The organism is Enterobacter sp. CM29, assembly GCF_013179605.1.
GTDB lineage: Bacteria > Pseudomonadota > Gammaproteobacteria > Enterobacterales > Enterobacteriaceae > Enterobacter > Enterobacter intestinihominis.
The window spans coordinates 1-23,631 of record NZ_JABMCU010000050.1 but is presented as its reverse complement, the minus strand read 5'-3'; the positions used below and the strand labels follow the sequence as shown (position 1 = coordinate 23,631).

Below are 23,631 nucleotides of genomic sequence, written 5' to 3'. Positions count from 1 at the left end.
GATGTTACGGTGCCGCACGTCAATAAACAGCGTGCGGATCCCTGCAAGCGTAGCCGGAATGATCATCGCCGCGCCAATCGCCAGCGACGCGCGGGCGGCAATCAGCCAGCCCGCGGACGGCGCAAAAGCCGCCGCTAACGATGACAGGCCAAACAGCACGCTGCCGATCATCAGCAGGCGCTTAAAACCTATGCGATCGCCCAGCGCCCCCATCGGCAGCACCATCCCCGCCATCACCAGCGAGTAAATATCAATAATCCACAGCAATTCGTTGCCGCTGGCACCCAGCGTCATGCTCAATGTTGGCGCCGCCACGTGCAGCACCGTCGCGTCAATCGCCACCGGGATATACACCAGCACGATAATCACTAACGCTAACCACTGACGAAACATAAATTTCCTTTTCATTTAAAAACTGGACACATGTCCAGATTGCGATCCTACGTAAAGTTGAACACTTGTCCAGCTCTTTGTTACACTCGTTTCGTTGCCATTGAGAGTGAGAAATTATGCGTTATCTGAGCAAGGACGAGCGGCGGGAAGAGATCCTACAGGCCGCAATGCGCGTGGCGCTGACCGAAGGATTCGCTGCGATGACCGTGCGCCGAATCGCTACCGAAGCGGGCGTCGCCACCGGGCAGGTGCATCACCACTTTGCGTCGGCGGGCGAGCTTAAATCGCTGGCGTTTGTCAGGCTGATCCGCAATTTGCTGGATGCTGAAATCGTTGGCGAAAACGCAGGCTGGCGCGAGCGCCTGCATGCCATGCTCGGCAGCGATGACGGCGGGTTTGAGCCCTACATTCGACTGTGGCGGGAGGCGCAAATTCTCGCCAGCCGGGATAGCGATATCAAAGGCGCCTACGTTTTGACCATGGAGATGTGGCACCAGGAAACGGTCGCAATTATCCGCGCCGGGGCGGAGGCCAACGCCTTTACGCTTGCTGATCAGCCGGAAAATATCGCCTGGCGTTTAATTGGTCTGGTATGTGGCCTGGATGGCATATACGTCTTAAATATGCCTGAAATGGACGACGCGGCATTTAATAAGCATCTGGATAAACTTATCTCCCTCGAATTGTTTTAATACTCCCATCGGAGTATTAATTTCCGCAAAGAGTTACAATTAGTAACACATAAAGCGAACCCTGATTCCCATTCCAAACTCAGGGATTCGCTTTTTTATCTATCCTTTCAGATGTATCCCATAACATCCTATAAATTTCATACGCCACTGACAGGTATCTTTCTGTTTTTCCTTCTTTTTTCTCTCCACTTCGGTAAGCAAGAGGGTGATATGTCACATCAAAGCGAGAAGAGTAATCAGCATCTGTTGAGTAACTGGAAACCGGAAAACGCGCAATTTTGGGAGAATAAAGGGAAACATATCGCACGAAGAAACCTGTGGATTTCCGTGGCATGTTTGCTTCTGGCGTTTTGCGTCTGGATGTTGTTTAGCGCTATTGCGGTAAATCTTAATAAGGTCGGATTTAATTTCAGCACCGATCAGCTTTTTATGCTAACGGCATTACCTTCTCTCTCCGGCGCGATATTGCGTGTCCCCTACTCTTTTATGGTGCCGATATTTGGCGGGCGTTACTGGACCGTGTTAAGCACCGTTATCCTGGTCGTACCCTGTGTCTGGCTTGGGATCGCCATCCAGAATACCGCCACGCCCTATTGGATCTTCATCATCATCGCGCTGCTTTGCGGTTTTGCCGGTGCCAACTTCGCTTCCAGTATGGGAAACATCAGCTTCTTCTTCCCGAAAGCCAGACAGGGCAGCGCACTGGGCATTAACGGCGGGCTGGGTAACCTGGGCGTGAGTGTGATGCAGCTGGTTGCGCCGCTGGTGATTTTCCTGCCGATGTTTACCTTCCTCGGCGTGCACGGCGTACCGCAGGAGGATGGCTCGACGATGTGGCTGGCGAACGCGGCGTGGATCTGGGCGCCGCTGCTGATTCTGGCCACCATTGCGGCGTTTTTTGGCATGAATGACATCGCCAGCTCGAAAGCGTCCATTGCCAGCCAGCTTCCGGTGCTTAAGCGCTTTCATCTCTGGCTGCTGAGCCTGCTTTATCTGGCAACCTTCGGCTCGTTTATCGGTTTCTCGGCAGGCTTTGCCATGCTGTCGAAAACCCAGTTTCCGGACGTTAATATCCTCCACCTCGCCTTCTTTGGCCCACTGATCGGCGCCCTGGCGCGTTCGGCTGGCGGAATGATTTCGGACAGACTGGGCGGCGTAAGGGTGACGCTGATCAACTTCGTCTTTATGGCCATCTTTAGCGCCCTGATTTTCCTGACGCTCCCCGGGTCTGGTTCAGGCAGCTTTATCGCCTTCTATCTGGTCTTTATGGGCCTGTTTCTGACCGCAGGCCTGGGTAGCGGCTCGACCTTCCAGATGATCGCGATTATCTTTCGCCAAATCACCCTCGACCGCGTGAAAAAACAGGGCGGGAGCGATGAACAGGCACAGCATGAAGCGGTGACCGAAACGGCTGCGGCGCTGGGCTTTATCTCTGCCATCGGTGCGGTGGGCGGGTTCTTTATTCCCAAAGCCTTTGGCACCTCCCTGGCGATGACCGGTTCCCCGGTGGGCGCCATGAAAGTCTTCCTCGTGTTTTACATCGTCTGCGTGCTCGTCACCTGGCTGGTGTACGGCCGCAAATCCTCACAAAAATAATAACTACCTCTTCGCCGGAGCGTGATGCCTCACCCTCCGGCTATGTTATCGAAGCAGGAGAAATGTCATGAGCAAACTGTTGGACCGCTTCCGTTACTTCAAAACAAAAGGCGACAGTTTCGCCGATGGGCACGGCCAGGTGTACCACACCAACCGCGACTGGGAGGACAGCTACCGTCAGCGCTGGCAGTTCGACAAGATTGTGCGATCCACCCACGGCGTTAACTGCACCGGCTCCTGTAGCTGGAAGATTTATGTCAAAAATGGCCTGGTGACATGGGAAACCCAGCAGACCGACTACCCGCGTACCCGCCCTGACCTGCCTAACCACGAACCGCGCGGCTGCCCGCGTGGCGCAAGCTACTCCTGGTATCTCTACAGCGCCAACCGTCTCAAGTACCCGCTGGTACGCCGCAGGCTGATCGAGCTCTGGCGCGAGGCGCTGGTGCAGCATACCGATCCGGTGCTGGCCTGGGATGCCATTCAGAACGATCCACAGAAAGCGCAAAGCTACAGAAAGGCGCGCGGTAAAGGCGGGTTTATCCGCTCAAACTGGAAAGAGCTTAACCAGCTGATTGCTGCCGCCAACGTCTGGACCATCAAAAACTACGGCCCGGATCGGGTAGCCGGTTTTTCCCCTATCCCGGCCATGTCGATGGTCTCTTATGCCGCCGGTACGCGCTATCTCTCCCTGCTCGGCGGCACCTGCCTGAGCTTCTATGACTGGTACTGCGATTTGCCTCCGGCATCGCCGATGACCTGGGGCGAGCAGACCGACGTGCCGGAATCGGCGGACTGGTACAACTCCAGCTATATCATTGCCTGGGGCTCGAACGTGCCGCAGACGCGTACCCCGGACGCCCACTTCTTTACCGAAGTACGTTACAAAGGCACCAAGACCGTCGCCATTACGCCGGACTTCTCGGAGGTGGCGAAGCTCAGCGACCAGTGGCTGGCCCCCAAACAGGGTACTGACAGTGCCCTTGCCATGGCGATGGGGCATGTGATCCTCAAAGAGTTCCACCTTGATAACCCGAGCGATTACTTCCTCAACTATTGCCGCCGCTACACCGACATGCCGATGCTGGTCCTGCTGGATGAACAGGCTGACGGTCGCGTGGTGCCGGGCCGCATGCTGCGCGCGTCGGATCTGGCCGACGGGCTGGGTGAAACCAATAATCCGGAGTGGAAAACCATCGCCTTTGACGTCGCCGGAAATCTGGTGGCGCCGAACGGCTCTATCGGTTTCCGCTGGGGCGAAAAAGGCAAATGGAACCTGGAGTCGCTGGCCGCGGGACAGGAGACCGAGCTGACGCTTTCCCTGCTCATCACCCACGACAGTGTGGCAGACGTGGCCTTCCCTTACTTCGGGGGCAACGAGAACCCGCATTTCCGCAGCGTGAAGCAGGAGCCGGTGCTGACGCGCCGCGTACCGAGTAAAACCCTGACGCTGGCCGACGGCAGCCAGAGACGCGTGGTCAGCGTGTACGATCTGGTGCTCGCAAACTACGGCCTCGATCGCGGTCTGGAAGACAATAACGCGGCGGCAAACTACGCCGAGATCAAAGCCTACACCCCGGCCTGGGGCGAACAAATTACCGGCGTACCCGCTTACCTGATAGAAAAAATCGCCCGTGAATTTGCCGACACGGCGCACAAGACCCATGGTCGTTCGATGATCATCCTCGGGGCCGGTGTGAACCACTGGTACCACATGGACATGAACTACCGCGGGATGATCAACATGCTGGTCTTCTGCGGCTGCGTCGGGCAGAGCGGCGGCGGCTGGTCGCACTATGTCGGCCAGGAGAAACTGCGTCCACAAACCGGCTGGCTGCCGCTGGCCTTCGCGCTGGACTGGAACCGTCCGCCGCGCCAGATGAACAGCACCTCTTACTTCTACAACCACGCCAGCCAGTGGCGCTATGAGAAGCTCACCGCACAGGAGCTGCTTTCTCCTCTTGCAGACGCGTCGAAATTCACCGGACATCTGATTGATTTCAACGTCCGCGCCGAGCGCATGGGCTGGCTCCCTTCCGCGCCGCAGCTCAACCTCAACCCGCTGCACGTTAAAGCCCGCGCCGACGCCGCCGGGATGTCGCCGCAGGATTACACCGTGCAGGCGTTAAAATCGGGCGATATTCGCTTTGCCTGCGAACAGCCGGACAACGGCAAGAACCACCCGCGCAACCTGTTTGTCTGGCGTTCTAACCTGCTTGGCTCGTCCGGAAAAGGCCATGAGTACATGCTCAAATACCTGCTTGGCACCGAGAGCGGAATTCAGGGCGAGGATTTAGGCTCAACGGATGATGTCAAACCTGAAGAGGTGGAATGGCAAACCGCCGCCATTGAGGGCAAGCTGGATCTGCTGGTGACGCTCGATTTCCGTATGTCCAGCACCTGCCTGTTCTCCGATATCGTCCTGCCGACCGCCACCTGGTATGAAAAAGACGATATGAATACCTCGGACATGCATCCGTTTATTCACCCGCTCTCTGCCGCCGTTGACCCGGCGTGGGAGTCCCGCAGCGACTGGGAGATCTACAAAGGCATCGCCAAAGTCTTCTCTGAAGTGTGCGTCGGGCATCTCGGCACCGAAACTGACGTGGTGCTACAGCCGCTACAGCATGACTCCCCGGGGGAACTGTCGCAGCCTTTTGATATTCTGGACTGGCGCAAAGGCGAGTGCGATCTCATCCCCGGTAAAACCGCGCCAAACATTGCGGTCGTCGAGCGCAACTATCCGGAAACCTACGAGCGCTTCACTTCTCTCGGTCCGCTGCTGGACAAACTCGGCAACGGCGGAAAAGGCATATCGTGGAACACGCAAAACGAAGTCGATTTCCTCGGCAAGCTCAATTACGTCAAGCTCGACGGACCGGCCAAAGGCCGACCACGCATTGAAACCGCCATTGATGCTTCAGAGGTGATCCTCGCTCTTGCGCCGGAAACCAACGGTCAGGTCGCGGTCAAAGCCTGGGAAGCCCTCGGCGAACTGACCGGGCGCGATCACACCCATCTGGCGCTGAACAAAGAAGACGAGAAAATCCGCTTCCGCGATATTCAGGCGCAGCCGCGCAAAATTATCTCCAGCCCAACGTGGTCCGGCCTTGAGAGCGAGCACGTGTCGTATAACGCAGGCTATACCAACGTTCACGAGCTGATCCCGTGGCGCACGATTTCCGGCCGCCAGCAGCTGTATCAGGATCACACCTGGATGCGCGCCTTCGGTGAAAGTCTGGTGGCCTATCGTCCACCGATTGATACCCGCAGCGTCACCCACATGCGCGAGATCCCGCCGAACGGCTTCCCGGAAAAAGCGCTTAACTTCCTGACGCCGCACCAGAAATGGGGCATTCACTCCACCTACAGCGAAAACCTGCTGATGCAGACCCTGTCACGCGGGGGGCCAATCGTCTGGATCAGCGAAACCGACGCGCGCGAGCTGGGGATTGAGGACAACGACTGGATCGAAGCCTTCAACGCCAACGGCGCCCTCACCGCCCGCGCGGTGGTCAGCCAGCGCGTGCCGCCGGGCATGACCATGATGTACCACGCTCAGGAGCGCATTCTGAACATTCCGGGGTCAGAAGTGACCGGACGGCGCGGCGGGATCCACAACTCGGTCACCCGCGTCTGTCCGAAACCGACCCACATGATTGGCGGCTACGCGCAGCTGGCGTACAGCTTTAACTATTACGGCACCGTCGGCTCGAATCGCGACGAGTTCATTATGATCCGCAAAATGAAAAACATTAACTGGCTGGACGGCGAAGGTCGGGATCAGGTTCAGGAGGCGAAAAAATGAAAATACGCTCACAGGTTGGCATGGTACTGAATCTCGATAAATGCATTGGCTGCCACACCTGCTCGGTCACCTGTAAGAACGTCTGGACCGGGCGCGAAGGGATGGAGTATGCGTGGTTTAATAACGTCGAAACCAAACCGGGTATCGGCTATCCGAAAAACTGGGAAGATCAGGATGAGTGGCAAGGCGGATGGATCCGCAGTATTCACGGCAAGCTGACCCCGCGCCTCGGCGGAAAAATGGGCGTCCTGTCGAAAATTTTCGCCAACCCCGTGTTGCCGCAGATTGACGATTACTATGAACCTTTCACCTTCGATTACCAGGATCTGCACCGCGCCCCGGAGGGGGATCACCTCCCTACCGCCCGCCCCCGCTCGCTGATTGACGGTAAGCGGATGGATAAGATCGTCTGGGGACCAAACTGGGAGGAGCTGCTGGGCGGCGAGTTCGAAAAACGCGCCCGCGATCGAAACTTTCAGAAGATCCAGAAAGAGATGTACGGCCAGTTCGAAAACACCTTCATGATGTACCTGCCGCGCCTGTGCGAGCATTGCCTCAACCCGAGCTGCGTCGCCACCTGCCCGAGCGGTGCGATTTACAAACGCGAAGAGGACGGCATTGTGCTGATCGACCAGGACAAATGCCGCGGCTGGCGTCTGTGTATCAGCGGCTGTCCGTACAAGAAAATCTACTTCAACTGGAAAAGCGGCAAGTCAGAGAAGTGCATCTTCTGCTATCCGCGCATCGAGTCCGGCCAGCCGACCGTCTGCTCAGAAACCTGCGTTGGACGCATCCGCTACCTTGGCGTGCTGTTGTATGACGCGGACCGTATTGAAGAGGCGGCCAGCACCGAGCATGAAACCGATCTGTATGAGCGCCAGTGCGACGTGTTCCTTAACCCGAACGATCCGGCGGTGATTGAAGAAGCCCTGAAGCAGGGCATCCCGCAGAACGTCATCGACGCAGCGCAGCGTTCCCCGGTTTACAAAATGGCGATGGACTGGAAGCTCGCCCTGCCGCTGCATCCGGAATACCGCACCCTGCCGATGGTCTGGTATGTGCCGCCGCTGTCACCGATTCAGTCCTACGCGGACGCGGGTGGTCTGCCGCAGAGCGACGGTGTACTGCCTGCGGTCGAAAGCCTGCGCATCCCGGTGCAATACCTGGCAAATATGCTCAGCGCGGGCGATACCGGCCCGGTGCTGCGCGCTCTGAAGCGCATGATGGCGATGCGCCACTACAAACGCTCCCAGACCGTGGAAGGCGTGACCGATACCCGCGCCATTGAGGAAGTGGGCCTGACCGAAGCGCAGGTTGAGGAGATGTACCGCTATCTGGCCATCGCTAACTACGAAGACCGCTTCGTGATCCCGACCAGCCACCGCGAAATGGCGCGCGACGCCTTCCCGGAGAAAAACGGCTGCGGCTTCACCTTCGGTGACGGCTGTCACGGCTCCGACACCAGGTTCAACCTCTTCAACAGCAGCCGCATCGACGCGATCAACATTACCGAGGTGCGCGATCACGGGGAGGGAGAATAATGCAGATCCTTAAAATCATCGCGCTACTGATTGAGTATCCCGATGAGCTGCTTTGGGATAACCGTGAAGAAGCGCTTTCCCTGGTGGAACAGGATGCGCCCATGCTACTGCCGTTTGCGCAGCAGCACCTGAGCGCCCCGCTGCTGGATAAGCAGGCCGAATGGTGTGAAGTTTTCGAGCGGGGGCGCGCGACTTCACTACTGCTGTTCGAGCACGTTCACGCCGAGTCCCGCGATCGCGGTCAGGCGATGGTCGACCTGATGAGCCAGTATGAGAAAGCCGGGCTGGAGCTGGATTGCCGCGAGCTGCCGGACTATCTGCCGCTCTATCTGGAATATCTCAGTATCGTAAGCGACGACGAGGCGCGTGAAGGGCTGCAAAACGTCGCGCCTATACTGGCGCTGATTGGAGGCCGCCTGAAACAGCGCGAGGTAGCGCATTACCAGCTGTTTGACGCCCTGCTGTCGCTGGCGGAAACACGGCTTTCCAGCGACAGCGTGGCGAAACAGGTATCCGGTGAAAAACGGGATGATACCCGTCAGGCGCTGGACGCCGTGTGGGAAGAGGAACAGGTCAAGTTTATCGAAGACAACGCCACATCGTGCGACAGTTCGCCGATGCAGCAATATCAACGACGCTTTAGCCAGGACGTCGCGCCGCAGTACGTGGACGTCAGCGCCGGAGGCCCAAAATGACTCATTACCTGAACGTGTTTTTCTATGACATTTATCCGTACATCTGCGCCACCGTCTTCTTCCTCGGCAGTTGGTTGCGCTACGACTATGGGCAGTACACCTGGCGGGCGTCATCAAGCCAGATGCTCAGCAAGCGCGGGATGAACTGGGCTTCGAACCTGTTTCATATTGGGATTCTGGGGATCTTCTTCGGGCACCTGTTCGGCATGTTAACCCCGCACTGGATGTACGCCTGGTTTTTACCCGTCGCGGTTAAACAGCAGTTAGCCATGATTGCGGGAGGTATTTGCGGGGTGCTGACGCTGATCGGTGGGTCGATGCTTTTGATCCGACGCCTGTTCAACCAGCGGGTGCGCGCCACGTCCACCACGCCGGATATTATCATCATGAGTATCCTGCTGCTTCAGTGCATCCTTGGGCTGTCGACCATTCCTTTCTCCGCTCAGTACCCTGACGGAAGCGAGATGATGAAGCTGGTCGGCTGGGCGCAGGGGATCGTCACGTTTAAGGGCGGCTCGTCGGAAATGCTGAGCGGCGTCGCGCCGATCTTCCGCGTGCATCTGGTGCTGGGGATGACGATCTTCCTTATCTTCCCGTTCACCCGCCTGGTGCATGTATGGAGCGCGCCGTTTGAGTACTTCACGCGTCGGTATCAGGTGGTGAGATCGCGCCGTTGATTTGTCGGGTGGCGGCTACGCCTTACCCGACCTACGTTCACACGCCCGTAGGCCCGGTAAGGCGTAGCCGCCACCGGGCTATTTCCCCGCCTGCGGATGCGTATCAAACCCCGCCATCACGGCCGTCAGCTCTGCCAGCGTAAAGCCGTGCTTCGGGTCATCAACGCCCAGGCCAAACCGCTCCTGCATCAGCTTATATAGCGCCTCCGCATCCGGCAAATGGATCTGCTCCTCCACATGACCGTTCTGCCAGTGGGTAAAATTAAAGTTGGTCAGCGTCAGCTTGCCCCCGTCCGGCAGGTGGCGACACATCAGCAGGTGATGACGAAAATGGGACTGAGGCCAGTGCGCCGACCAGAAGTTACCCATCACGTAATCGTTGAAGTACTGCGTCCCCAGGTCAAATTGGTACATCGACTGCCAGTGCTCGTGATGGCGGAATTGCAGTACCCAGTCATTACCCTCGCTCAGCAAACGATAACTCCCGTGCGGGGTTTTCTGCTCCTCGTTGGCGATCAAACGAATCGGCGCCGTCAGCGTTTGTCCGCCAAATCCCACATCGGCGATCCAGCGCTCGCCGTTCAGCTCAACCAGGAGCAACCGGTGCGTGCGCGGCGGCATCTGCGACGGATTCGCCAGTACAACCCGCCCCAGCACGCTGCGTACCGTAAACCCAACTTCGCGCAACACCCGCTCAAACAGGCCATTTTGCTCGAAGCAATATCCCCCCCGACGCGCGGTGACCAGTTTATCCACCAGACACCCGTCGTCCAGATGAATTTCCCGCGGCAAAACGACGTCAATATTTTCAAAAGGGATCGCGCAGTTATGGTGTAAATGGAGCCCCCGCAGGGTATCGATATTAACCTGTACGGGCTGCTGCCAGCCCGTGCGGGCAAAATAAGCACTCAGAAATGGGGACATGATTTGCTCCATGATGTGATATCCCCTGTTTATAAACTATTTTCCCTTATGCATATGCGCAAAAGTGCTTTTTCGGCATACTCATCGTGTACATGAGGAGATCCTATGAGCCACTTTCGTCCTGTTGAATTACGTCATGCCAGCCGTCTTCTGAATCACGGTCCAACCGTGCTCATCACCAGTCGGGATGAGACCATCGATCGTCGCAACGTCATGGCCGCCGCATGGTCTATGCCGGTGGAATTTGAACCCCCGCGTATCGCGATCGTGGTAGACAAAAGCGCGTGGTCACGGGAGTTGATCGAACGCAGCGGGAAATTCGGCATTGTGATCCCCGGCGTGGCGGCAGCCAACTGGACCTGGGCGGTCGGCAGCGTCAGCGGGCGCGACGAGGATAAATTTAACTGCTACGGGATCCCTGTTATTCATGGCCCTGAGCTTGGTCTGCCGGTTATAGAAGAGAAATGTCTGGCGTGGATGGAGTGTCGGTTATTACCTGTCACTTCTGCGGCCGAGAAATATGACACCCTGTTTGGCGAAGTGGTTTCCGCCGCGGCAGATGAACGCGCATTTGTCTCCGGACGCTGGCAGTTTGACGGGGATAAGCTGAATACGCTGCATCATCTGGGGGCCGGGACGTTTGTGACGAGTGGGAAGATGGTGAAGGCGCTTGATTGATTTTTTAATTATACCCATCTGAATTATATAAAATTTCTATGGCATTTTATGTTTATCATAACGATGTTAAACGGAGGATATTTCAGAAGCTGTTGCATAAACAATCTTTCGTAAAGGAAATATCCATGTCATGGAACAAAGATGGCGCAATATCATATGCGAAATCACACGCGCAACCCAGCAGCACGGGTTATTGTGCTCGTTACGTAACAGAAGCGATCAGAGCGAGTGGTCGATTAAAAATCCCCAACACGCGTCTGGCAAAAGATATGGGGCGCACATTAGTCAATGCAGGCTTACCGCAACATACAACCTCATTACGAACTGTTCAGGCATGATTAATGAAACCACTCTACTTTTTACTGTTCGCCCTTTCTCCGCTCGCGGCCGCAGAAAACATTTATGCACCGGGTCAGGCGGCGCTTAAATTCAATCAATGGTATATAGCGCAGTTAGATCAGAACAAACCGCCCGTACTCAATCCAGACATTATGAACGAGTACGTAGCCTCAGGGACCATTGCAGCAATTAAAGAAATGTACTCTGGCGACAGTAACGACAAAGATATGCCCGATGCGGATATGTTTATCAAAGCGCAGGACTGGGATGATGACTGGAATCAGATAACCGTCTTACATTCTGATTTTGACGCCGTTTGCACAAACGTCTATGTCGCATTTGGTAAGAAGCAAGATCATGTTATTGCAGATTGTCTCGTTGAAGAGCAAGGAAAATGGAAAGTGCGATCGGCGACGCTAATTAAGTAACAGGCATAAACTCCCTGTCGTAATAATAAAGGCACATGGTAGCCAAATGACTACCATGTGCAATTAATTAACTCTTCACGCGCTTCGCAATAATCTCATCCGCCACATTCCGCGGAGCTTCCGCAAAATGATGGAACTCCATCGTATACGTCGCGCGCCCCTGGGACATCGAGCGCAGCGTGGTGGCGTAGCCAAACATTTCAGCCAGCGGGACGTCAGCGCGAATAATCTGGCTGCCGTACTGCTCTGCCATCCCCTGCACCATGCCGCGGCGGGAGGAGAGATCGCCCATAATGTTCCCGGCATACTCTTCCGGCGTTTCCACCTCAACGTGCATCACCGGCTCAAGAATAACCGGATCCGCCCGCCGCGCGCCCTCTTTGAAGCCGAGGATCGCCGCCATGCGGAAGGCCATCTCCGAGGAGTCAACGTCATGGTAGGAACCAAACGTCAGGGTCGCTTTCACATCGACAACCGGATAGCCCGCCAGCACACCCGTATTCATGGCTTCTCGCAAGCCTTTTTCCACCGACGGGATGTACTCCCGCGGCACTACCCCGCCTTTGGTGGCATCTTCAAACACAAAACCACTTCCGGCTGCTAACGGCTCCAGACTCAGGACCACATGACCGTACTGCCCTTTCCCGCCGGACTGTCGGACAAATTTACCTTCAATATCCTTCACCGCTTTACGCAGGGTTTCACGGTAGGTGACCTGCGGACGACCAATGTTTGCCTCAACGCCAAACTCACGCTTCATGCGGTCAACGATGATTTCGAGATGCAGTTCGCCCATCCCGGAGATAATGGTCTGACCGGACTCTTCGTCCGTGTGCAGACGGAAAGACGGATCCTCCGCCGCCAGGCGCTGTAGGGCGATCCCCATTTTCTCCTGATCGGCCTTGGTTTTCGGCTCAATCGCCAGCGAAATAACCGGGTCCGGGAACTCCATCCGTTCAAGGGTGATCACCGCATTCGGGTCGGTCAGCGTGTCACCGGTGGTGACGTCTTTCAGCCCGACACAGGCTGCGATATCCCCTGTGCGCAACTCGTCCACCTCATGGCGGTCGTTGGCATGCATCAGCACGATGCGCCCGATTCGCTCTTTTTTGCCCTTCACCGGGTTATAAACCGCGTCGCCTTTGCGCAGTATGCCGGAATAGACGCGAATAAAGGTCAACTGTCCGACGTACGGATCGCTCATCAGCTTGAAGGCCAGCGCAGAGAATGGTTCATCATCGCTTGGGTGGCGCTCAGCGTGCTGTCCGTCTTCGTCTACCCCATCAATAGCGGGCACGTCCAGTGGAGACGGCATCAATTCAATCACCGCGTCGAGCATGCGCTGCACACCCTTGTTCTTGAAAGCGCTGCCGCACAGCATGGGCTGTATTTCACCGGAGATCGTCCGGATCCGTAACCCTTTGATGATTTCCGCTTCATCCAGTTCACCCGTCTCAAGGTACTTATCCATAAGCTCATCGCTGGCTTCTGCCGCAGACGAGACCATTTTTTCTCGCCACGTCTGCGCGGTGCTCAGCAGATCGTCGGGCACCGGCGCGTAGGTGAACGCCATGCCCTGGGTCGCATCATCCCAAAGAATGGTGCGCATCTTGATGAGATCAACCACGCCGGTGAAGTGTTCCTCTGCGCCCACGGGGATCACAATCGGGACCGGATTAGCTTTCAGCCGCTCCTGCATCATCCGCAACACGCGGAAGAAATCCGCACCCGGGCGGTCCATTTTGTTGACGAATGCCAGACGCGGGACGTGATATTTATTCGCCTGACGCCAGACGGTTTCCGACTGCGGCTGCACGCCGCCGACGGAGTCATAAACCATCACCGCGCCGTCGAGCACACGCATGGAACGTTCCACCTCAATGGTGAAATCCACATGCCCGGGGGTGTCGATAATATTGATGCGGTGCGGTTCAAAGCCTCTGTCCATGCCGGGCCAAAAACAGCTCACCGCCGCCGACGTAATGGTGATCCCGCGCTCCTGCTCCTGCGCCATCCAGTCGGTGGTTGCCGCGCCATCGTGTACTTCACCCAGCTTGTGGCTCATCCCGGTGTAAAACAGGATGCGCTCAGTGGTGGTTGTTTTGCCCGCATCGATATGCGCGGAGATACCGATGTTGCGATAACGTTCGAGTGGAATGGGTCGGGGCATGATATTTCCTTACGTCTTCATGACGGGTTTGTGACGACCAGGATAGTCGCGTGTTTGTTCGTTTGTTATAATAGTCCTATTGTACGAGTATTATCGAACTATTTTTTAACGGTTGACCTATTGTTGATATAGCTCAATCTCACGCGAGACGCAGGAAAACGATGATCCCAAACCACCCGGAACCAGAACAAATACTGCTGGAAAATGTGCTGTTCGCCCTCGGCAATCCGCTGCGGCTGGCGATTATTCGACGGCTGGCCGACGGCAGTGAGCTGAGCTGCAACGCGCTGCGCCCGGACGAGGTGGTGAAATCAACCATGACTCACCACTGGCGTGTACTGCGCGACAGCGGCGTGATCTGGCAGCGCCCGCAGGGGCGCGAGAATATGATTTCACTGAGAAGAGAAGATCTGGACGCCCGCTTTCCGGGGCTGATGGCGATCCTGTTACAGTCGAAATCATAAGCGCTCTGAATGTTGCCCTTCGGCCAGCGCGCGCAGCGTAGCTTTGAGCCAGTTCGTGACGCCTCGTTTCCCGCTGCGCTTGTGCGAATAAATTTTTACTTCAAACGGACTGATGTGGAACGGTAAATCAAAAATTTTAATACGGGTAGCTGGCAGCAGCTTTTCAGCGGCGAATCGAGGTAACGCCATCAGCAGATCGCTTTCTGCAATAACAAACGGGGCGCTGAGCATAGACGGGGTTTTGATCGCAATGTGTCGGGTATAACCCATGCGTTCCAGCTGCAAATCCAGCACCCCCTGCTTCTCATTCCACGGCGTAACCACAAGATGCCGGGCGGCGAGATAATCCTCCAGCGTGAGCGCGCTCCGGCTCGCATTGCTAATCACCACATATTCATCTTCGAACCAGCTGATCTCTTCCAGCTCCGGGTACCGGCGATCCTCAATGGTGCTGAATCCCAGGGCCAGATCCACCTCTCCTGCCAGTAATTCCGTCAACGCCGGGCTGTGCGGCAAATATCGTAATTCCAGACGCAAGCCAGGCGCCGCATGTTGAAGCGTATTCATGAGCGCAGGGAATATGCAGAACGCGGTAAAGTCCGTTATCGCGATCTGCAAACACGCTGTACTGACAGCAGGATCAAATTCCGGCTGCGGCGACAGCTCCTGGTCGAGATATTTCAGGGCCGATGCAATAACTGGCGCAAGCTGGGTGGCATAGACGCTGGGACACATTCGATGTCCTTCCCGGTAGAACAGCGGGTCGTTGAGCGAAACACGCAGCCGTGACAGGGCATGGCTGAGCGCCGAGGTGCTCATCGCCAGCTCATCTGCCGCAAGTCGAACGGAACTGTGGCGATAAATCGCGTCAAAAACCGGCAGAAGGTTTAAATCAAGGCGCCTTAAGGCTGGATGCATAATATTCATCATTTATTGATTTCATTGCACTTAATTCTTCTGACATTAGCCTTTATGCTTATCCCCATCAACTACAAACAAAGATAAAGGGAAAGGAATGAGCATTACGATTCGTCAGGCGCGACCTGAAGATGCAGCGGCAATATACGATATGATTTACGAACTCGCAGTCTATGAAAAAGCGCCAGAAGAAGTGGTCACCACGCCGGACGAAATCCGTAAAACGCTGTTTGGTGCAGACAGTAAAACCGAAGCGCTGGTTGCCGAATATGCAGGCCATGCTGTGGGGTATGCCGTTTTTTTCACCAGCTATTCCACCTGGCTTGGCCGCAACGGCATCTATATGGAAGATTTGTATGTCTCCCCGGAATACCGCAGCAAGGGTGCGGGAAAAGCACTGCTTAAAAATATCGCGCAATGCGCAGTGGAACGTCACTGCGGCCGGCTGGAATGGAGCGTGCTTGACTGGAACCAGTCTGCAATTGATTTTTATCTGAGCATCGGCGCGGTACCGCAGTCCGAATGGGTACGCTATCGTCTTGATGGCAAGGCATTGCGGGCATTTGCTGAGTAGCAATGCCATCGCGTGAAACGCCCCTCTTTCTAAGGGGCATAATGTCAATGAAAGCGTTGCTGAAGCACGGTATATCTGAGAAAGAGCTTACCGTCTTTTTTTGTTTTCTCTGAGACGCTCGACGATTCAGCGACCGAGGCTCATTCCGGCTGCGTCAGGCTGTAGACGGGGATCCGCCGGGTTGTCATCGTTAGCGTATCAAACACCTCAGTCTCTGACGTCACAATCCTCGTGCCCGTTTTTCTTAGCCTCTGCACATCGGCCGCGATACGCTGAATGCCAAACCAGAAAAGCCCGTCGAGCGCCGTTACAGATAGTCCATTTTCGAGTGCCAGTTTGAGTCGTTCCCTGGGCGCTTTCACCTGCTGTGCAATTTGCCGGTAAGGTACTTCACTTCCGCCAGTGCTGTCGCTTCGCTGGATCCGCGTTTTCAGGTGATAGGTAAATTCGTCAGGAACACTTTCCAGGTCCTGTTTAAGGCTGTAAACGCAGCCAAACCGCTTGCCGTTGAACAGGACATTTTTTTGACTGAGCTGGAACTCATTTCTGATCCCATCAATCAACTGCGGGGCGCGGGTGAGGAGTAACCGGAAGGGAAGCTCAAAGCTGGTCACATAATCCACATTCAGCAGCGCGAGACGCAAACGCTCTTCCGCACCGGATTTTTGCTCGCGACACTCGCGCATCACTTCTGCCCACTGGCGGGTCAGACGTTCTGGCTCGGCGACTTCGGTGAGGAGATATTTTTCAAGGTGATAGTCGACTCTTCCGGTCATATTTTGCATCCCGACAAGGTGGATGCGGTAATTCTATCCAGCGGCGCAGATTTTATAAAGGGCGGAGCGCAACGGCATCCGCCCCCTGTGTTACTGCTGGATACTCGACCGATCCGACATATCGCTGGCAGCGAAAGTTCTGACTGAGGACTGGACCTGTTTTTTTCGCGCATACCGGTCCGGTTGCCCTTCAGGACGCGTTTTGAAGCGACGATGCAGCCACATATATTGCTCGGGTGCCATCATCACCGCACGCTCAATCGCCCTGTTCATCTGCGTAGCCACGGCCACTTTATCGCCTCCCTGCAAGGTATCGCTAATATCGTCCAGGATAATCAGCTCATACCCTGTGCCGTCTGCTTTTCTGCGTGGTACAAACGGGATCACGGCCGGTCTGGCACTTTTCACCAGCATATAGCTCCCGGCAGTTGTCGCGGCGTCCGGGACGGCAAAAAACGGCACAAACACGCTATTCGTTTTTCCATAGTCGTGATCCGGGGCATACCACAGGATCTCGTTTTGCTTAAGCGCGCGGATCATGCCCTTCAAATCGTAACGGTCGAGCATGGTTTTATTGGAACGCAGACGACCGCGCGTCTGTAGCCAGTCGAGCAACGCATTGTTGTTGGGACGATAGACGCCAATACCCGCGTTGAGCATGCCAAAGATGCGTGCGCCTAATTCCAGCGTGAGAAAATGCATGCCAATGAGCACCACGCCCCTTCCTTGCGCCCTTGCCTGTTCCATATGTTCGTAGCCGGTCACGCTGAAGTGTTTGCGCACGCGCCAGTCAGGCCAGAACCACGCGATGCCCGTTTCGATGACGCCCATTCCAACCGATTCAAAATTACGCTCAAGCAAACGCTCGCGCTCACCCTCTTTCATCTCCGGAAAGCAAAGCTCAAGGTTACGTCTGGCGATTTCCACGCGGCGTGGAAGCAGACGCATGGCCAGACGCCCGAGTCCGTGCCCTGCTTTTAACAGAAGCGGATATGGGAGCTGAACCGTACCCCAGAGCGCAGCAATGCCTGCCCAACTGAGCCAGTAACGAGGATGCATAAAGGCGAGTGAAAACCGAGGTAATTTTGTCATGAAAAAATTATCCTTTTACTATCTGTACTTAATCTGGTGCAGTTGTAGTGCTTACCTGCTGATTTAACGAATATTGTTTGGAGGAGTGAATTGTAGCGGAAACGTTGTGCTGTTTATTATCGATTTTTGCGAAAGGAATGAAAGGCGGGGATCGCCGGGTGATACTGCACCACCCGGCAGGCGAGTTACATCGAATAGCCGGGCTTCTTAATCAGTTCATCCAGTTTAGGTCCAATCTCGGTATCCCAGACCTGCGCCTTCCAGTCAGCTTCCTGTACTTCGTGAAGCGCCACGGAGATTGAGCGATCTTTGCTGTTCAGATGACGGACTATTGTTTCGGCGATATCCGCCGCCAGGGCCGTTTTTTGTTCGTCAGTCAGATCGCGTGGAAAACATTTGATATCAACGTGAGGCATGGGCAGGGCTCCTTTTATAGGTTAGCGTTCCACGTTATCAGATTATGTCGTTAGCTTTTAGCACCTTGTGCAGTTCTGGCAACGCGCAGACGGCATCCGCGATGGCGGTGATATTAGGTGCGTTGGTGGTAAACCACTCATGACCTGGCCCCCAGGTACGCACGACGGCAATATAGACGTCAAGCAGCGTAAGCTGTTGGCCAAAGGCATAAGGCGAGGCGCTGAGCTGGCTGTCAAACCACAGATAGAGGGATTTCCGGTACTCAATACAGTTTTTCTTCAGCTGTTCCGGGGCATCAGGCACCCAGCGTTCCGGGTAATCTGCATACGTAAAGGTGGGATAGACGTTCGCCACAAACCAGATGAGCAGGCGCTGAAACTGCTGGCGCTCGGCCTGCCCAACGGGCGGCGCGAGGTCGGGTCGTCTGTCGAGCACCATCAGGGCGATCGCCGCGGTTTCCGTCACGATCGCCCCATTTTCCAGCTCCAGCGTCGGCACCTGGCACAGCGGGTTCAGTTTCAACAGCAATTCGCGCTGCGGGCCGGGCTGGTCAAACCCATCCACGTTGACGAACTGATACGGGATGTCTGCCAGAGTCAGCATCACCTCACTGATTGCCGATCCCCAGCCGGGTACGCCATAGAGTTTGATCATGTTGCCTCCTCAGGGATGAAAACCCTAAGTGTATACCCGTCATACTTCAAGTTGCAGGTGCGTTGGCTGCATTCACTCACCCCAGTCACGTACTTATGTACGCTCCCGGGGATTCGTTCCCTTGCCGCCTTCCTGCAACTCGAATTATTTAGGGTATAGAGCACCATTAGTAGGTTATCCCGGGTGGATTAACGTCTGAAGACGTCACCGCTTCGCCCGCTTCCCCCCAGCGCGCCAGCACCTTTTGATAATCCCCGCGCTTAATCGCACCGTCCAGCGCAGCCTGCAACGCATACACCAGCCCATTGCCTTTTTTGGTTGTGGTGGCGACATAGGCTTTCTTCGGGCCTAATCCCACGACGCGGGTTTTGCCGGTTAACGCGGCTTTGTAGGCCGAAACGGACTGCGGTCCAAAGAAGACATCCGCCCTGCCGGACTGAATATAGAGATTGCCTGAGGCGTCGTCGGTCAGATAAACCGGCAACGCAGGCTCGCGTCCGGCCTTTTTATTCTCTTCGTTCCAGCCCAGCAGAATACGTTCCTGATTGGTGCCTGACCCGACAATCACCTTTTTACCGGCCAGATCTTTCGCACTGGTGATCGACTGTACGTTGCTGGTGGATTTCACCGAGAAGGCCAGGGAATCGACGCGATAGGTTGCAAAATCGAACTTCTCCTTACGTTGCTCGGTGACGGCGATATTCACCAACGCCACGTCATAGCGCCCGGAAGTGATCCCCAGCGGCCAGTCTTCCCACGCCGTTGGCACCAGCTTCAGCTTCAGCCCCAGACTGCCCGCCAGTAACCGGGCGATATCCGGGTCGCTGCCAATACGGGTGCGGTTATCACTGGCCAGCAGCGCCAGCGGCGGAGAATTCAGGGCTGAAATCGCCACCGTGAGGGTACCCGGCTCAACAAATTTATAGTTCGCCGGGATTTTCGCCACTGCCTGTTGATCAACCGTCACCGGCAGCGGCTGTTCGTTGGCCTTTAAATCAATGCTGGCGTGGCTCGCCGTCGTGAAGACCAGCCCCGCCAGGAGTCCATATTTCATCTGCGCTCCTTACAGCACTTTTGAGAGGAACTGGCGCGTTCGCGGATGCGACGGTCGGTTTAACACGTCGTCGCTGCTGCCCTGCTCCACAATTTTACCGTCGACCATAAATACCACCTGGTCCGCCACTTCCCGTGCAAAGCCGATCTCATGGGTGACCACCACCAGCGTAGTGCCGGAGCGGGCGAGCTTTTTAATCACGTCCAGCACTTCGCCAACCAGTTCCGGATCCAGCGCCGAAGTTGGCTCATCAAACAGCATCACGCGCGGGCGCAGCGCCAGCGCGCGGGCAATGGCAATGCGCTGCAGTTGGCCGCCGGAGAGGTGACGCGACCAGGCATCGGCTTTATCGCGCAGACCTACCACATCCAGAAGGCTGTAGGCGTTTTCAACAGCCTCTTTTTTACTGAACTTTTTATGCGCGATGGGTGCTTCAATCAGGTTTTCCAGCACCGTGAGATGCGGAAAAAGATTGAAGTACTGAAACACGTACCCAACGTTGACGCGCTGTTTGAGGATCTCTTTCTCTTTGAGCTCGTAGAGTTTGTCACCCTGACGGCGATAGCCGATGTAATCCCCGTCAATCTGGATAAAGCCTTCGTCTACGCGGTCCAGATGGTTAATAGTGCGCAGCAGCGTCGATTTTCCCGATCCAGAGGGTCCGAGGATCACCGTCACGGAGCCCGGTGGGATCTCAAGCGTGACGTTATCGAGCGCTTTATGTCGGCCAAAAAACTTACTGACGCCGGTTATGGAAATGTGTCCTTCAGGAGAGGCTTGCATGAACGGGCTCCTGTGCTGACGAAGTGGTGACGGAACGCGCGCGGCTGGTCGCCCGGCTCTGGTTTACGGCGGAGCGGCGCTCGCTGCGGGCGAGTCCACGCTCAATAACATGCTGGATGGCAGACAGTACGGTGGTGATCACCAGATACCAGACGGCCCCCACCATCAACAGCGGGATCACCTCCTGGGTGCGGTTGTAGATCATCTGGATCGTGTAGAACAGTTCCGGCATCGCCAGCACGTAAACCATCGCCGTCCCTTTGGCGAGGCTGATGATTTCGTTAAACCCGGACGGCAGGATGGTGCGCAGCGCCTGGGGGAGAATTATGCGCACGGTGCGACGCCACGCCGGCAGACCCAGCGCAGCGGCCGCCTCATACTGACCGTGGTCGACCCCAAGGAAGCCCCCGCGAATGATCTCCGCCGTATAGGCGCTCTGCACCAGCGTCAGCCCCACGATGGCGGTAGAAAACTGCCCGAGAACGTTGATGGTTTCAAAGCTGCCCCAGGTAATGCCGGTAAAAGGCACGCCGAGAGAGAGCGTGTCGTAGAGATAGGAGAAGTTATAGAGGATAATCAGTACCACGATCAGCGGCAGCGATCGGAACAGCCAGATGTAACCCCACGCCAGGCTGTTCAACAGCCATGATGACGAGAGCCGCGCCAGCGCCAGCATGCCGCCAATCACCACGCTCAGTACGGTACTTATCAACGTCAGCAGCAGCGTCTGTCCGACGCCTTCGAGGATCACCGGGTCAAAGAACCAGCGGGCAAATACCGCCCACTCCCAGCGCGGATTAAAGGCCACGGACTGGATCACGACAGCCAGCACAAACAGCGCCACCACGGCGCCAGCAGCGCGCAGCGGATAACGTGCCGGGACCACTTTTATGGTTTCAACGTTGCTCATCGTCGCTCCTTATGCGGTTTTGCTGAGCGCTTCGCGGATCAGCGTCTTGGTGAAACGCAGCCGACCGTCGAACGGCGGCTGGCTATACTCTTCCGGGTCGCGGTTGAGATCGAACTGCGGCTGATACCCCTGACTGAGATAGAGCCGCACCGCCTCCGGCTGACGAAACCCCGTAGTCAGGTAGATGTGGCTGTAACCCGCCAGCACCGCCCGGCGCTCCAGCTCCTGTACCACGCGCGCGGCCAGTCCCTGCTGGCGCAGCGTTTTATTCGTCCAGATACGTTTGATCTCTGCGGTATGTTCGTCGAAGGGCTTGTACGCCCCGGTGGCGATGATCTCGCCATCGCGCTCCAGGACGATAAACAGCCCCTGCGGCGCCAGGTACCACTCTGTCAGCTCGACTTCCGCATCCTTTGAAAAGTAGTCGCCGTAACGAGCGGCGTACTCACCGAAAAGCCCCGCGATAATGGGCTGAAGATCGGCATCTTCCGGCGAAACGTCACGAAATTGTTCCTGCATAGCGCCTCCTTAATCGCCCAGACCCGCCGGGTTAACTTCGGAACTGGAGATACGCTCCACGCCTTCCCCCCAGCGGTTTAGCACCTTGTCGTAATCTCCGTTCTTGATTGCGCCGTTCAGCGCGGTTTGTACCGGTTCGACCAGGCCGCTGCCTTTTTTCAGCGTCACCGCGATATGCGCCGCCTTCGGCCAGCCGCCGTCGACGCTGCCGACAAGTTTGGTTTTACCGTTAAGCGCCGCTTTCCAGGCACCGATCACGTTCGGGCCAAAGTAGGCGTCCGCGCGTCCGGACTGAAGCGCCAGCGTTTGGGCCGCGTCGTCTTTGGTGTATATCGGCGTAAAGGGTTTAAGCCCTTTTTTGAGGTTCTCTTCGTTCCATGCCAGCAGAATGGCTTCCTGGTTGGTGCCGGAACCTACGATGATGCGCAGCCCGGCGATATCCTCTGCCTTCACAAGCGAGTTGATCGGACTGGTGGATTTCACATAGAAGCCAAGTGAATCCTTGCGGTAGGTGGCGAAGTCGAACTTCTCTTTGCGCGCTTTAGTGACGGTGATGTTGCTGATAGCCGCGTCGTATTTCCCGGAGGCAACCCCCAGCGGCCAGTCCTCCCAGGAGGTGGGCACCACGTTCAGCTCCAGTCCGAGACTGTCCGATACCAGACGCGCAATGTCGACCTCACTTCCCAGCAGAGTTTTGTTGTCGTCGGAAAAGACCGTCAGCGGCGGTTGATTCAGTCCCGCCACCGCCACGGTAAATTTCCCCGGCACGGCAAAGCGATAGTCTTTCGGCAGTTGCGCGATCGCATCGCTGTTTTTGGCGGTATTGATCGGCGTTTTATTGGCCTCAATGCTCACGCCGGTGCCGTTAATATTGACGTTCTCTGCCCAGACGACAGGGGTAAAGGCCAGCGCAAGCGCCAGAATAAGCGATGATTTCTGCATAGCGTTTTTCTCTTTTATTGTTGTGTGAACTGATTTTTGGGCTCGTCTAAGCCCAGACTTTCGCGCAGCGTGGTGCCGGGATAGTCGGTGCGGAACAGGCCGCGCGCCTGTAAAAGGGGGACCACCTGGTCGACAAAGCGCGGGAAGGTGTCCGGCGTACCGCCCTGAATGATGAAGCCATCCGCCGCCTTCTCCTCGAACCAGGCCTGTAAACCATCGGCCACCTGCTCCGGTGTGCCGGAAAAACGCGGGCGCGGCGATGCGGCTTCCAGCGCGACCTGACGCAGAGTTAAGTTGCGCTCACGGGCGTTACGCTTGATTTCATCGGTGGTGCTGCGGAAGCTGTTTTTGCCCAAATCGCCAATATCCGGGAACGGCGCGTCGAGAGAATACTGGCTGAAGTCGTGATGCTCGAAATAACGTCCAAGGTAATTCAGCGCATCATTAATGGAGACCAGTGCCGCCGTGGTTTGATACTGGTTTTCTACGTCATCGGCGTCGTTTCCAACAATCACGCTGACGCCCTGGAATATATGTAAATCCCCTGCGCGGCGGCCGTGACTTTCAAGCTGCTGTTTAACATCGCG

General features: G+C 56.2%; 22 protein-coding genes and 1 pseudogene. 10 read left to right on the top strand and 13 right to left on the bottom strand.

Going from position 1 to position 23,631, the window contains the following annotated elements:
• A partial coding sequence (locus HP459_RS08760) for an MFS transporter (RefSeq protein ID WP_171936117.1) occupies positions 1-393 on the bottom strand: 393 nt, incomplete at its 3' end.
• Positions 394-509: 116 nt separating this feature from the next.
• Between HP459_RS08760 and HP459_RS08755 the strand changes: the two genes are divergently transcribed.
• The 6 genes from HP459_RS08755 to narI all read left to right on the top strand — a co-directional run bounded on the left by HP459_RS08755 (position 510) and on the right by narI (position 9,402).
• Positions 510-1,085, top strand: coding sequence for a TetR family transcriptional regulator (locus HP459_RS08755; RefSeq protein WP_038416103.1), 576 nt, complete (start codon positions 510-512; stop codon positions 1,083-1,085).
• A gap of 210 nt (positions 1,086-1,295) precedes the next feature.
• Positions 1,296-2,681: a NarK family nitrate/nitrite MFS transporter gene (locus tag HP459_RS08750; RefSeq protein WP_058646716.1), complete on the top strand. Its 1,386-nt coding sequence runs from the start codon at positions 1,296-1,298 to the stop codon at positions 2,679-2,681.
• 67 nt (positions 2,682-2,748) lie between these two features.
• A complete protein-coding gene (locus HP459_RS08745) occupies positions 2,749-6,489 on the top strand; it encodes a nitrate reductase subunit alpha (RefSeq protein WP_171936116.1) in 3,741 nt (1,246 codons plus the stop codon).
• A complete protein-coding gene (gene narH, locus HP459_RS08740) occupies positions 6,486-8,030 on the top strand; it encodes a nitrate reductase subunit beta (protein ID WP_023306263.1) in 1,545 nt (514 codons plus the stop codon). Before HP459_RS08745 ends, narH begins: the two co-directional genes overlap by 4 nt.
• Complete coding sequence (gene narW, locus HP459_RS08735) at positions 8,030-8,725, top strand: nitrate reductase molybdenum cofactor assembly chaperone (protein WP_022648213.1); 696 nt, start codon at positions 8,030-8,032, stop codon at positions 8,723-8,725. The genes narH and narW overlap by 1 nt, the downstream gene beginning before the upstream one ends.
• The gene (gene narI, locus HP459_RS08730) at positions 8,722-9,402 is read left to right on the top strand and encodes a respiratory nitrate reductase subunit gamma (protein WP_022648214.1); all 681 of its coding nucleotides are present in this window, start codon (positions 8,722-8,724) and stop codon (positions 9,400-9,402) included. Before narW ends, narI begins: the two co-directional genes overlap by 4 nt.
• A gap of 78 nt (positions 9,403-9,480) precedes the next feature.
• Here narI and nhoA read toward each other — a convergent pair whose 3' ends face one another.
• Positions 9,481-10,326: an N-hydroxyarylamine O-acetyltransferase gene (gene nhoA, locus HP459_RS08725; RefSeq protein ID WP_023300181.1), complete on the bottom strand. Its 846-nt coding sequence runs from the start codon at positions 10,324-10,326 to the stop codon at positions 9,481-9,483.
• Between the two features lie 105 nt (positions 10,327-10,431).
• On the opposite strand from nhoA, the gene HP459_RS08720 reads away from it, so the two are divergent.
• Together HP459_RS08720 and HP459_RS08715 are read left to right on the top strand one after the other, a co-directional pair.
• Positions 10,432-11,004: a flavin reductase family protein gene (locus HP459_RS08720; protein ID WP_045622528.1), complete on the top strand. Its 573-nt coding sequence runs from the start codon at positions 10,432-10,434 to the stop codon at positions 11,002-11,004.
• A gap of 341 nt (positions 11,005-11,345) precedes the next feature.
• Positions 11,346-11,771 carry a DUF3828 domain-containing protein gene (locus HP459_RS08715; protein WP_003857021.1) on the top strand — a complete coding sequence of 142 codons (426 nt, stop codon included), beginning with the start codon at positions 11,346-11,348 and terminating at the stop codon, positions 11,769-11,771.
• A 67-nt stretch (positions 11,772-11,838) separates the two neighbouring features.
• Here HP459_RS08715 and fusA read toward each other — a convergent pair whose 3' ends face one another.
• Positions 11,839-13,941, bottom strand: coding sequence for an elongation factor G (gene fusA, locus HP459_RS08710; RefSeq protein ID WP_171936115.1), 2,103 nt, complete (start codon positions 13,939-13,941; stop codon positions 11,839-11,841).
• Positions 13,942-14,102: 161 nt separating this feature from the next.
• Between fusA and HP459_RS08705 the strand changes: the two genes are divergently transcribed.
• Positions 14,103-14,405 carry a helix-turn-helix transcriptional regulator gene (locus HP459_RS08705; RefSeq protein WP_022648218.1) on the top strand — a complete coding sequence of 101 codons (303 nt, stop codon included), beginning with the start codon at positions 14,103-14,105 and terminating at the stop codon, positions 14,403-14,405.
• Here the strand turns inward: HP459_RS08705 and HP459_RS08700 are convergent.
• Positions 14,400-15,335, bottom strand: a complete 936-nt coding sequence (locus HP459_RS08700) for a LysR family transcriptional regulator (RefSeq protein WP_154051303.1) — start codon at positions 15,333-15,335, stop codon at positions 14,400-14,402. The genes HP459_RS08705 and HP459_RS08700 overlap by 6 nt on opposite strands.
• 85 nt (positions 15,336-15,420) lie before the next feature.
• Here HP459_RS08700 and HP459_RS08695 point away from each other — a divergent pair, with 85 nt between their 5' ends.
• Positions 15,421-15,897 (top strand): GNAT family N-acetyltransferase, encoded by a 477-nt coding sequence (locus HP459_RS08695; RefSeq protein ID WP_171936114.1) that lies wholly within the window; start codon positions 15,421-15,423, stop codon positions 15,895-15,897.
• Positions 15,898-16,037: 140 nt separating this feature from the next.
• Here the strand turns inward: HP459_RS08695 and HP459_RS08690 are convergent, their stop codons facing one another.
• The 9 genes and pseudogenes from HP459_RS08690 to HP459_RS23505 all read right to left on the bottom strand — a co-directional run.
• On the bottom strand, positions 16,038-16,673 hold the full coding sequence (locus HP459_RS08690) for a helix-turn-helix domain-containing protein (protein WP_032624847.1): 636 nt from the start codon (positions 16,671-16,673) through the stop codon (positions 16,038-16,040).
• A gap of 90 nt (positions 16,674-16,763) precedes the next feature.
• Complete coding sequence (locus HP459_RS08685; RefSeq protein WP_171936113.1) at positions 16,764-17,765, bottom strand: Kdo(2)-lipid IV(A) acyltransferase; 1,002 nt, start codon at positions 17,763-17,765, stop codon at positions 16,764-16,766.
• Between the two features lie 185 nt (positions 17,766-17,950).
• On the bottom strand, positions 17,951-18,181 hold the full coding sequence (gene pptA / locus HP459_RS08680) for a tautomerase PptA (protein WP_022648223.1): 231 nt from the start codon (positions 18,179-18,181) through the stop codon (positions 17,951-17,953).
• A gap of 37 nt (positions 18,182-18,218) precedes the next feature.
• Positions 18,219-18,836, bottom strand: coding sequence for a glutathione S-transferase family protein (locus tag HP459_RS08675; protein ID WP_022648224.1), 618 nt, complete (start codon positions 18,834-18,836; stop codon positions 18,219-18,221).
• Between the two features lie 166 nt (positions 18,837-19,002).
• Positions 19,003-19,890: a transporter substrate-binding domain-containing protein gene (locus HP459_RS08670; protein ID WP_022648225.1), complete on the bottom strand. Its 888-nt coding sequence runs from the start codon at positions 19,888-19,890 to the stop codon at positions 19,003-19,005.
• A gap of 9 nt (positions 19,891-19,899) precedes the next feature.
• Complete coding sequence (locus HP459_RS08665) at positions 19,900-20,673, bottom strand: amino acid ABC transporter ATP-binding protein (protein WP_171936112.1); 774 nt, start codon at positions 20,671-20,673, stop codon at positions 19,900-19,902.
• A complete protein-coding gene (locus HP459_RS08660) occupies positions 20,657-21,583 on the bottom strand; it encodes an amino acid ABC transporter permease (protein ID WP_023300190.1) in 927 nt (308 codons plus the stop codon). Before HP459_RS08660 ends, HP459_RS08665 begins: the two co-directional genes overlap by 17 nt.
• Positions 21,584-21,592: 9 nt before the next feature.
• On the bottom strand, positions 21,593-22,102 hold the full coding sequence (locus HP459_RS08655; protein ID WP_048965889.1) for a GNAT family N-acetyltransferase: 510 nt from the start codon (positions 22,100-22,102) through the stop codon (positions 21,593-21,595).
• Between the two features lie 9 nt (positions 22,103-22,111).
• A pseudogene (locus HP459_RS23505) lies at positions 22,112-23,631 on the bottom strand (transporter substrate-binding domain-containing protein); the annotation flags it as partial.

Excerpts from the sequence above, each read along its gene's own strand:
- HP459_RS08695 (WP_171936114.1), top strand. The coding sequence starts at position 15,421 with ATGAGCATTACGATTCGTCAGGCGCGACCTGAAGATGCAGCGGCAATA.
- HP459_RS08715 (WP_003857021.1), top strand. The coding sequence starts at position 11,346 with ATGAAACCACTCTACTTTTTACTGTTCGCCCTTTCTCCGCTCGCGGCC.
- HP459_RS08700 (WP_154051303.1), bottom strand. The coding sequence starts at position 15,335 with ATGATGAATATTATGCATCCAGCCTTAAGGCGCCTTGATTTAAACCTT.
- narI (WP_022648214.1), top strand. The coding sequence starts at position 8,722 with ATGACTCATTACCTGAACGTGTTTTTCTATGACATTTATCCGTACATC.
- HP459_RS08660 (WP_023300190.1), bottom strand. The coding sequence starts at position 21,583 with ATGAGCAACGTTGAAACCATAAAAGTGGTCCCGGCACGTTATCCGCTG.
- HP459_RS08745 (WP_171936116.1), top strand. The coding sequence starts at position 2,749 with ATGAGCAAACTGTTGGACCGCTTCCGTTACTTCAAAACAAAAGGCGAC.
- narW (WP_022648213.1), top strand. The coding sequence starts at position 8,030 with ATGCAGATCCTTAAAATCATCGCGCTACTGATTGAGTATCCCGATGAG.
- HP459_RS08675 (WP_022648224.1), bottom strand. The coding sequence starts at position 18,836 with ATGATCAAACTCTATGGCGTACCCGGCTGGGGATCGGCAATCAGTGAG.
- HP459_RS08655 (WP_048965889.1), bottom strand. The coding sequence starts at position 22,102 with ATGCAGGAACAATTTCGTGACGTTTCGCCGGAAGATGCCGATCTTCAG.
- narH (WP_023306263.1), top strand. The coding sequence starts at position 6,486 with ATGAAAATACGCTCACAGGTTGGCATGGTACTGAATCTCGATAAATGC.
- HP459_RS08750 (WP_058646716.1), top strand. The coding sequence starts at position 1,296 with ATGTCACATCAAAGCGAGAAGAGTAATCAGCATCTGTTGAGTAACTGG.
- HP459_RS08665 (WP_171936112.1), bottom strand. The coding sequence starts at position 20,673 with ATGCAAGCCTCTCCTGAAGGACACATTTCCATAACCGGCGTCAGTAAG.
- HP459_RS08685 (WP_171936113.1), bottom strand. The coding sequence starts at position 17,765 with ATGACAAAATTACCTCGGTTTTCACTCGCCTTTATGCATCCTCGTTAC.
- HP459_RS08670 (WP_022648225.1), bottom strand. The coding sequence starts at position 19,890 with ATGAAATATGGACTCCTGGCGGGGCTGGTCTTCACGACGGCGAGCCAC.
- pptA (WP_022648223.1), bottom strand. The coding sequence starts at position 18,181 with ATGCCTCACGTTGATATCAAATGTTTTCCACGCGATCTGACTGACGAA.
- HP459_RS08705 (WP_022648218.1), top strand. The coding sequence starts at position 14,103 with ATGATCCCAAACCACCCGGAACCAGAACAAATACTGCTGGAAAATGTG.
- HP459_RS08720 (WP_045622528.1), top strand. The coding sequence starts at position 10,432 with ATGAGCCACTTTCGTCCTGTTGAATTACGTCATGCCAGCCGTCTTCTG.
- nhoA (WP_023300181.1), bottom strand. The coding sequence starts at position 10,326 with ATGTCCCCATTTCTGAGTGCTTATTTTGCCCGCACGGGCTGGCAGCAG.
- HP459_RS08690 (WP_032624847.1), bottom strand. The coding sequence starts at position 16,673 with ATGACCGGAAGAGTCGACTATCACCTTGAAAAATATCTCCTCACCGAA.
- HP459_RS08755 (WP_038416103.1), top strand. The coding sequence starts at position 510 with ATGCGTTATCTGAGCAAGGACGAGCGGCGGGAAGAGATCCTACAGGCC.
- fusA (WP_171936115.1), bottom strand. The coding sequence starts at position 13,941 with ATGCCCCGACCCATTCCACTCGAACGTTATCGCAACATCGGTATCTCC.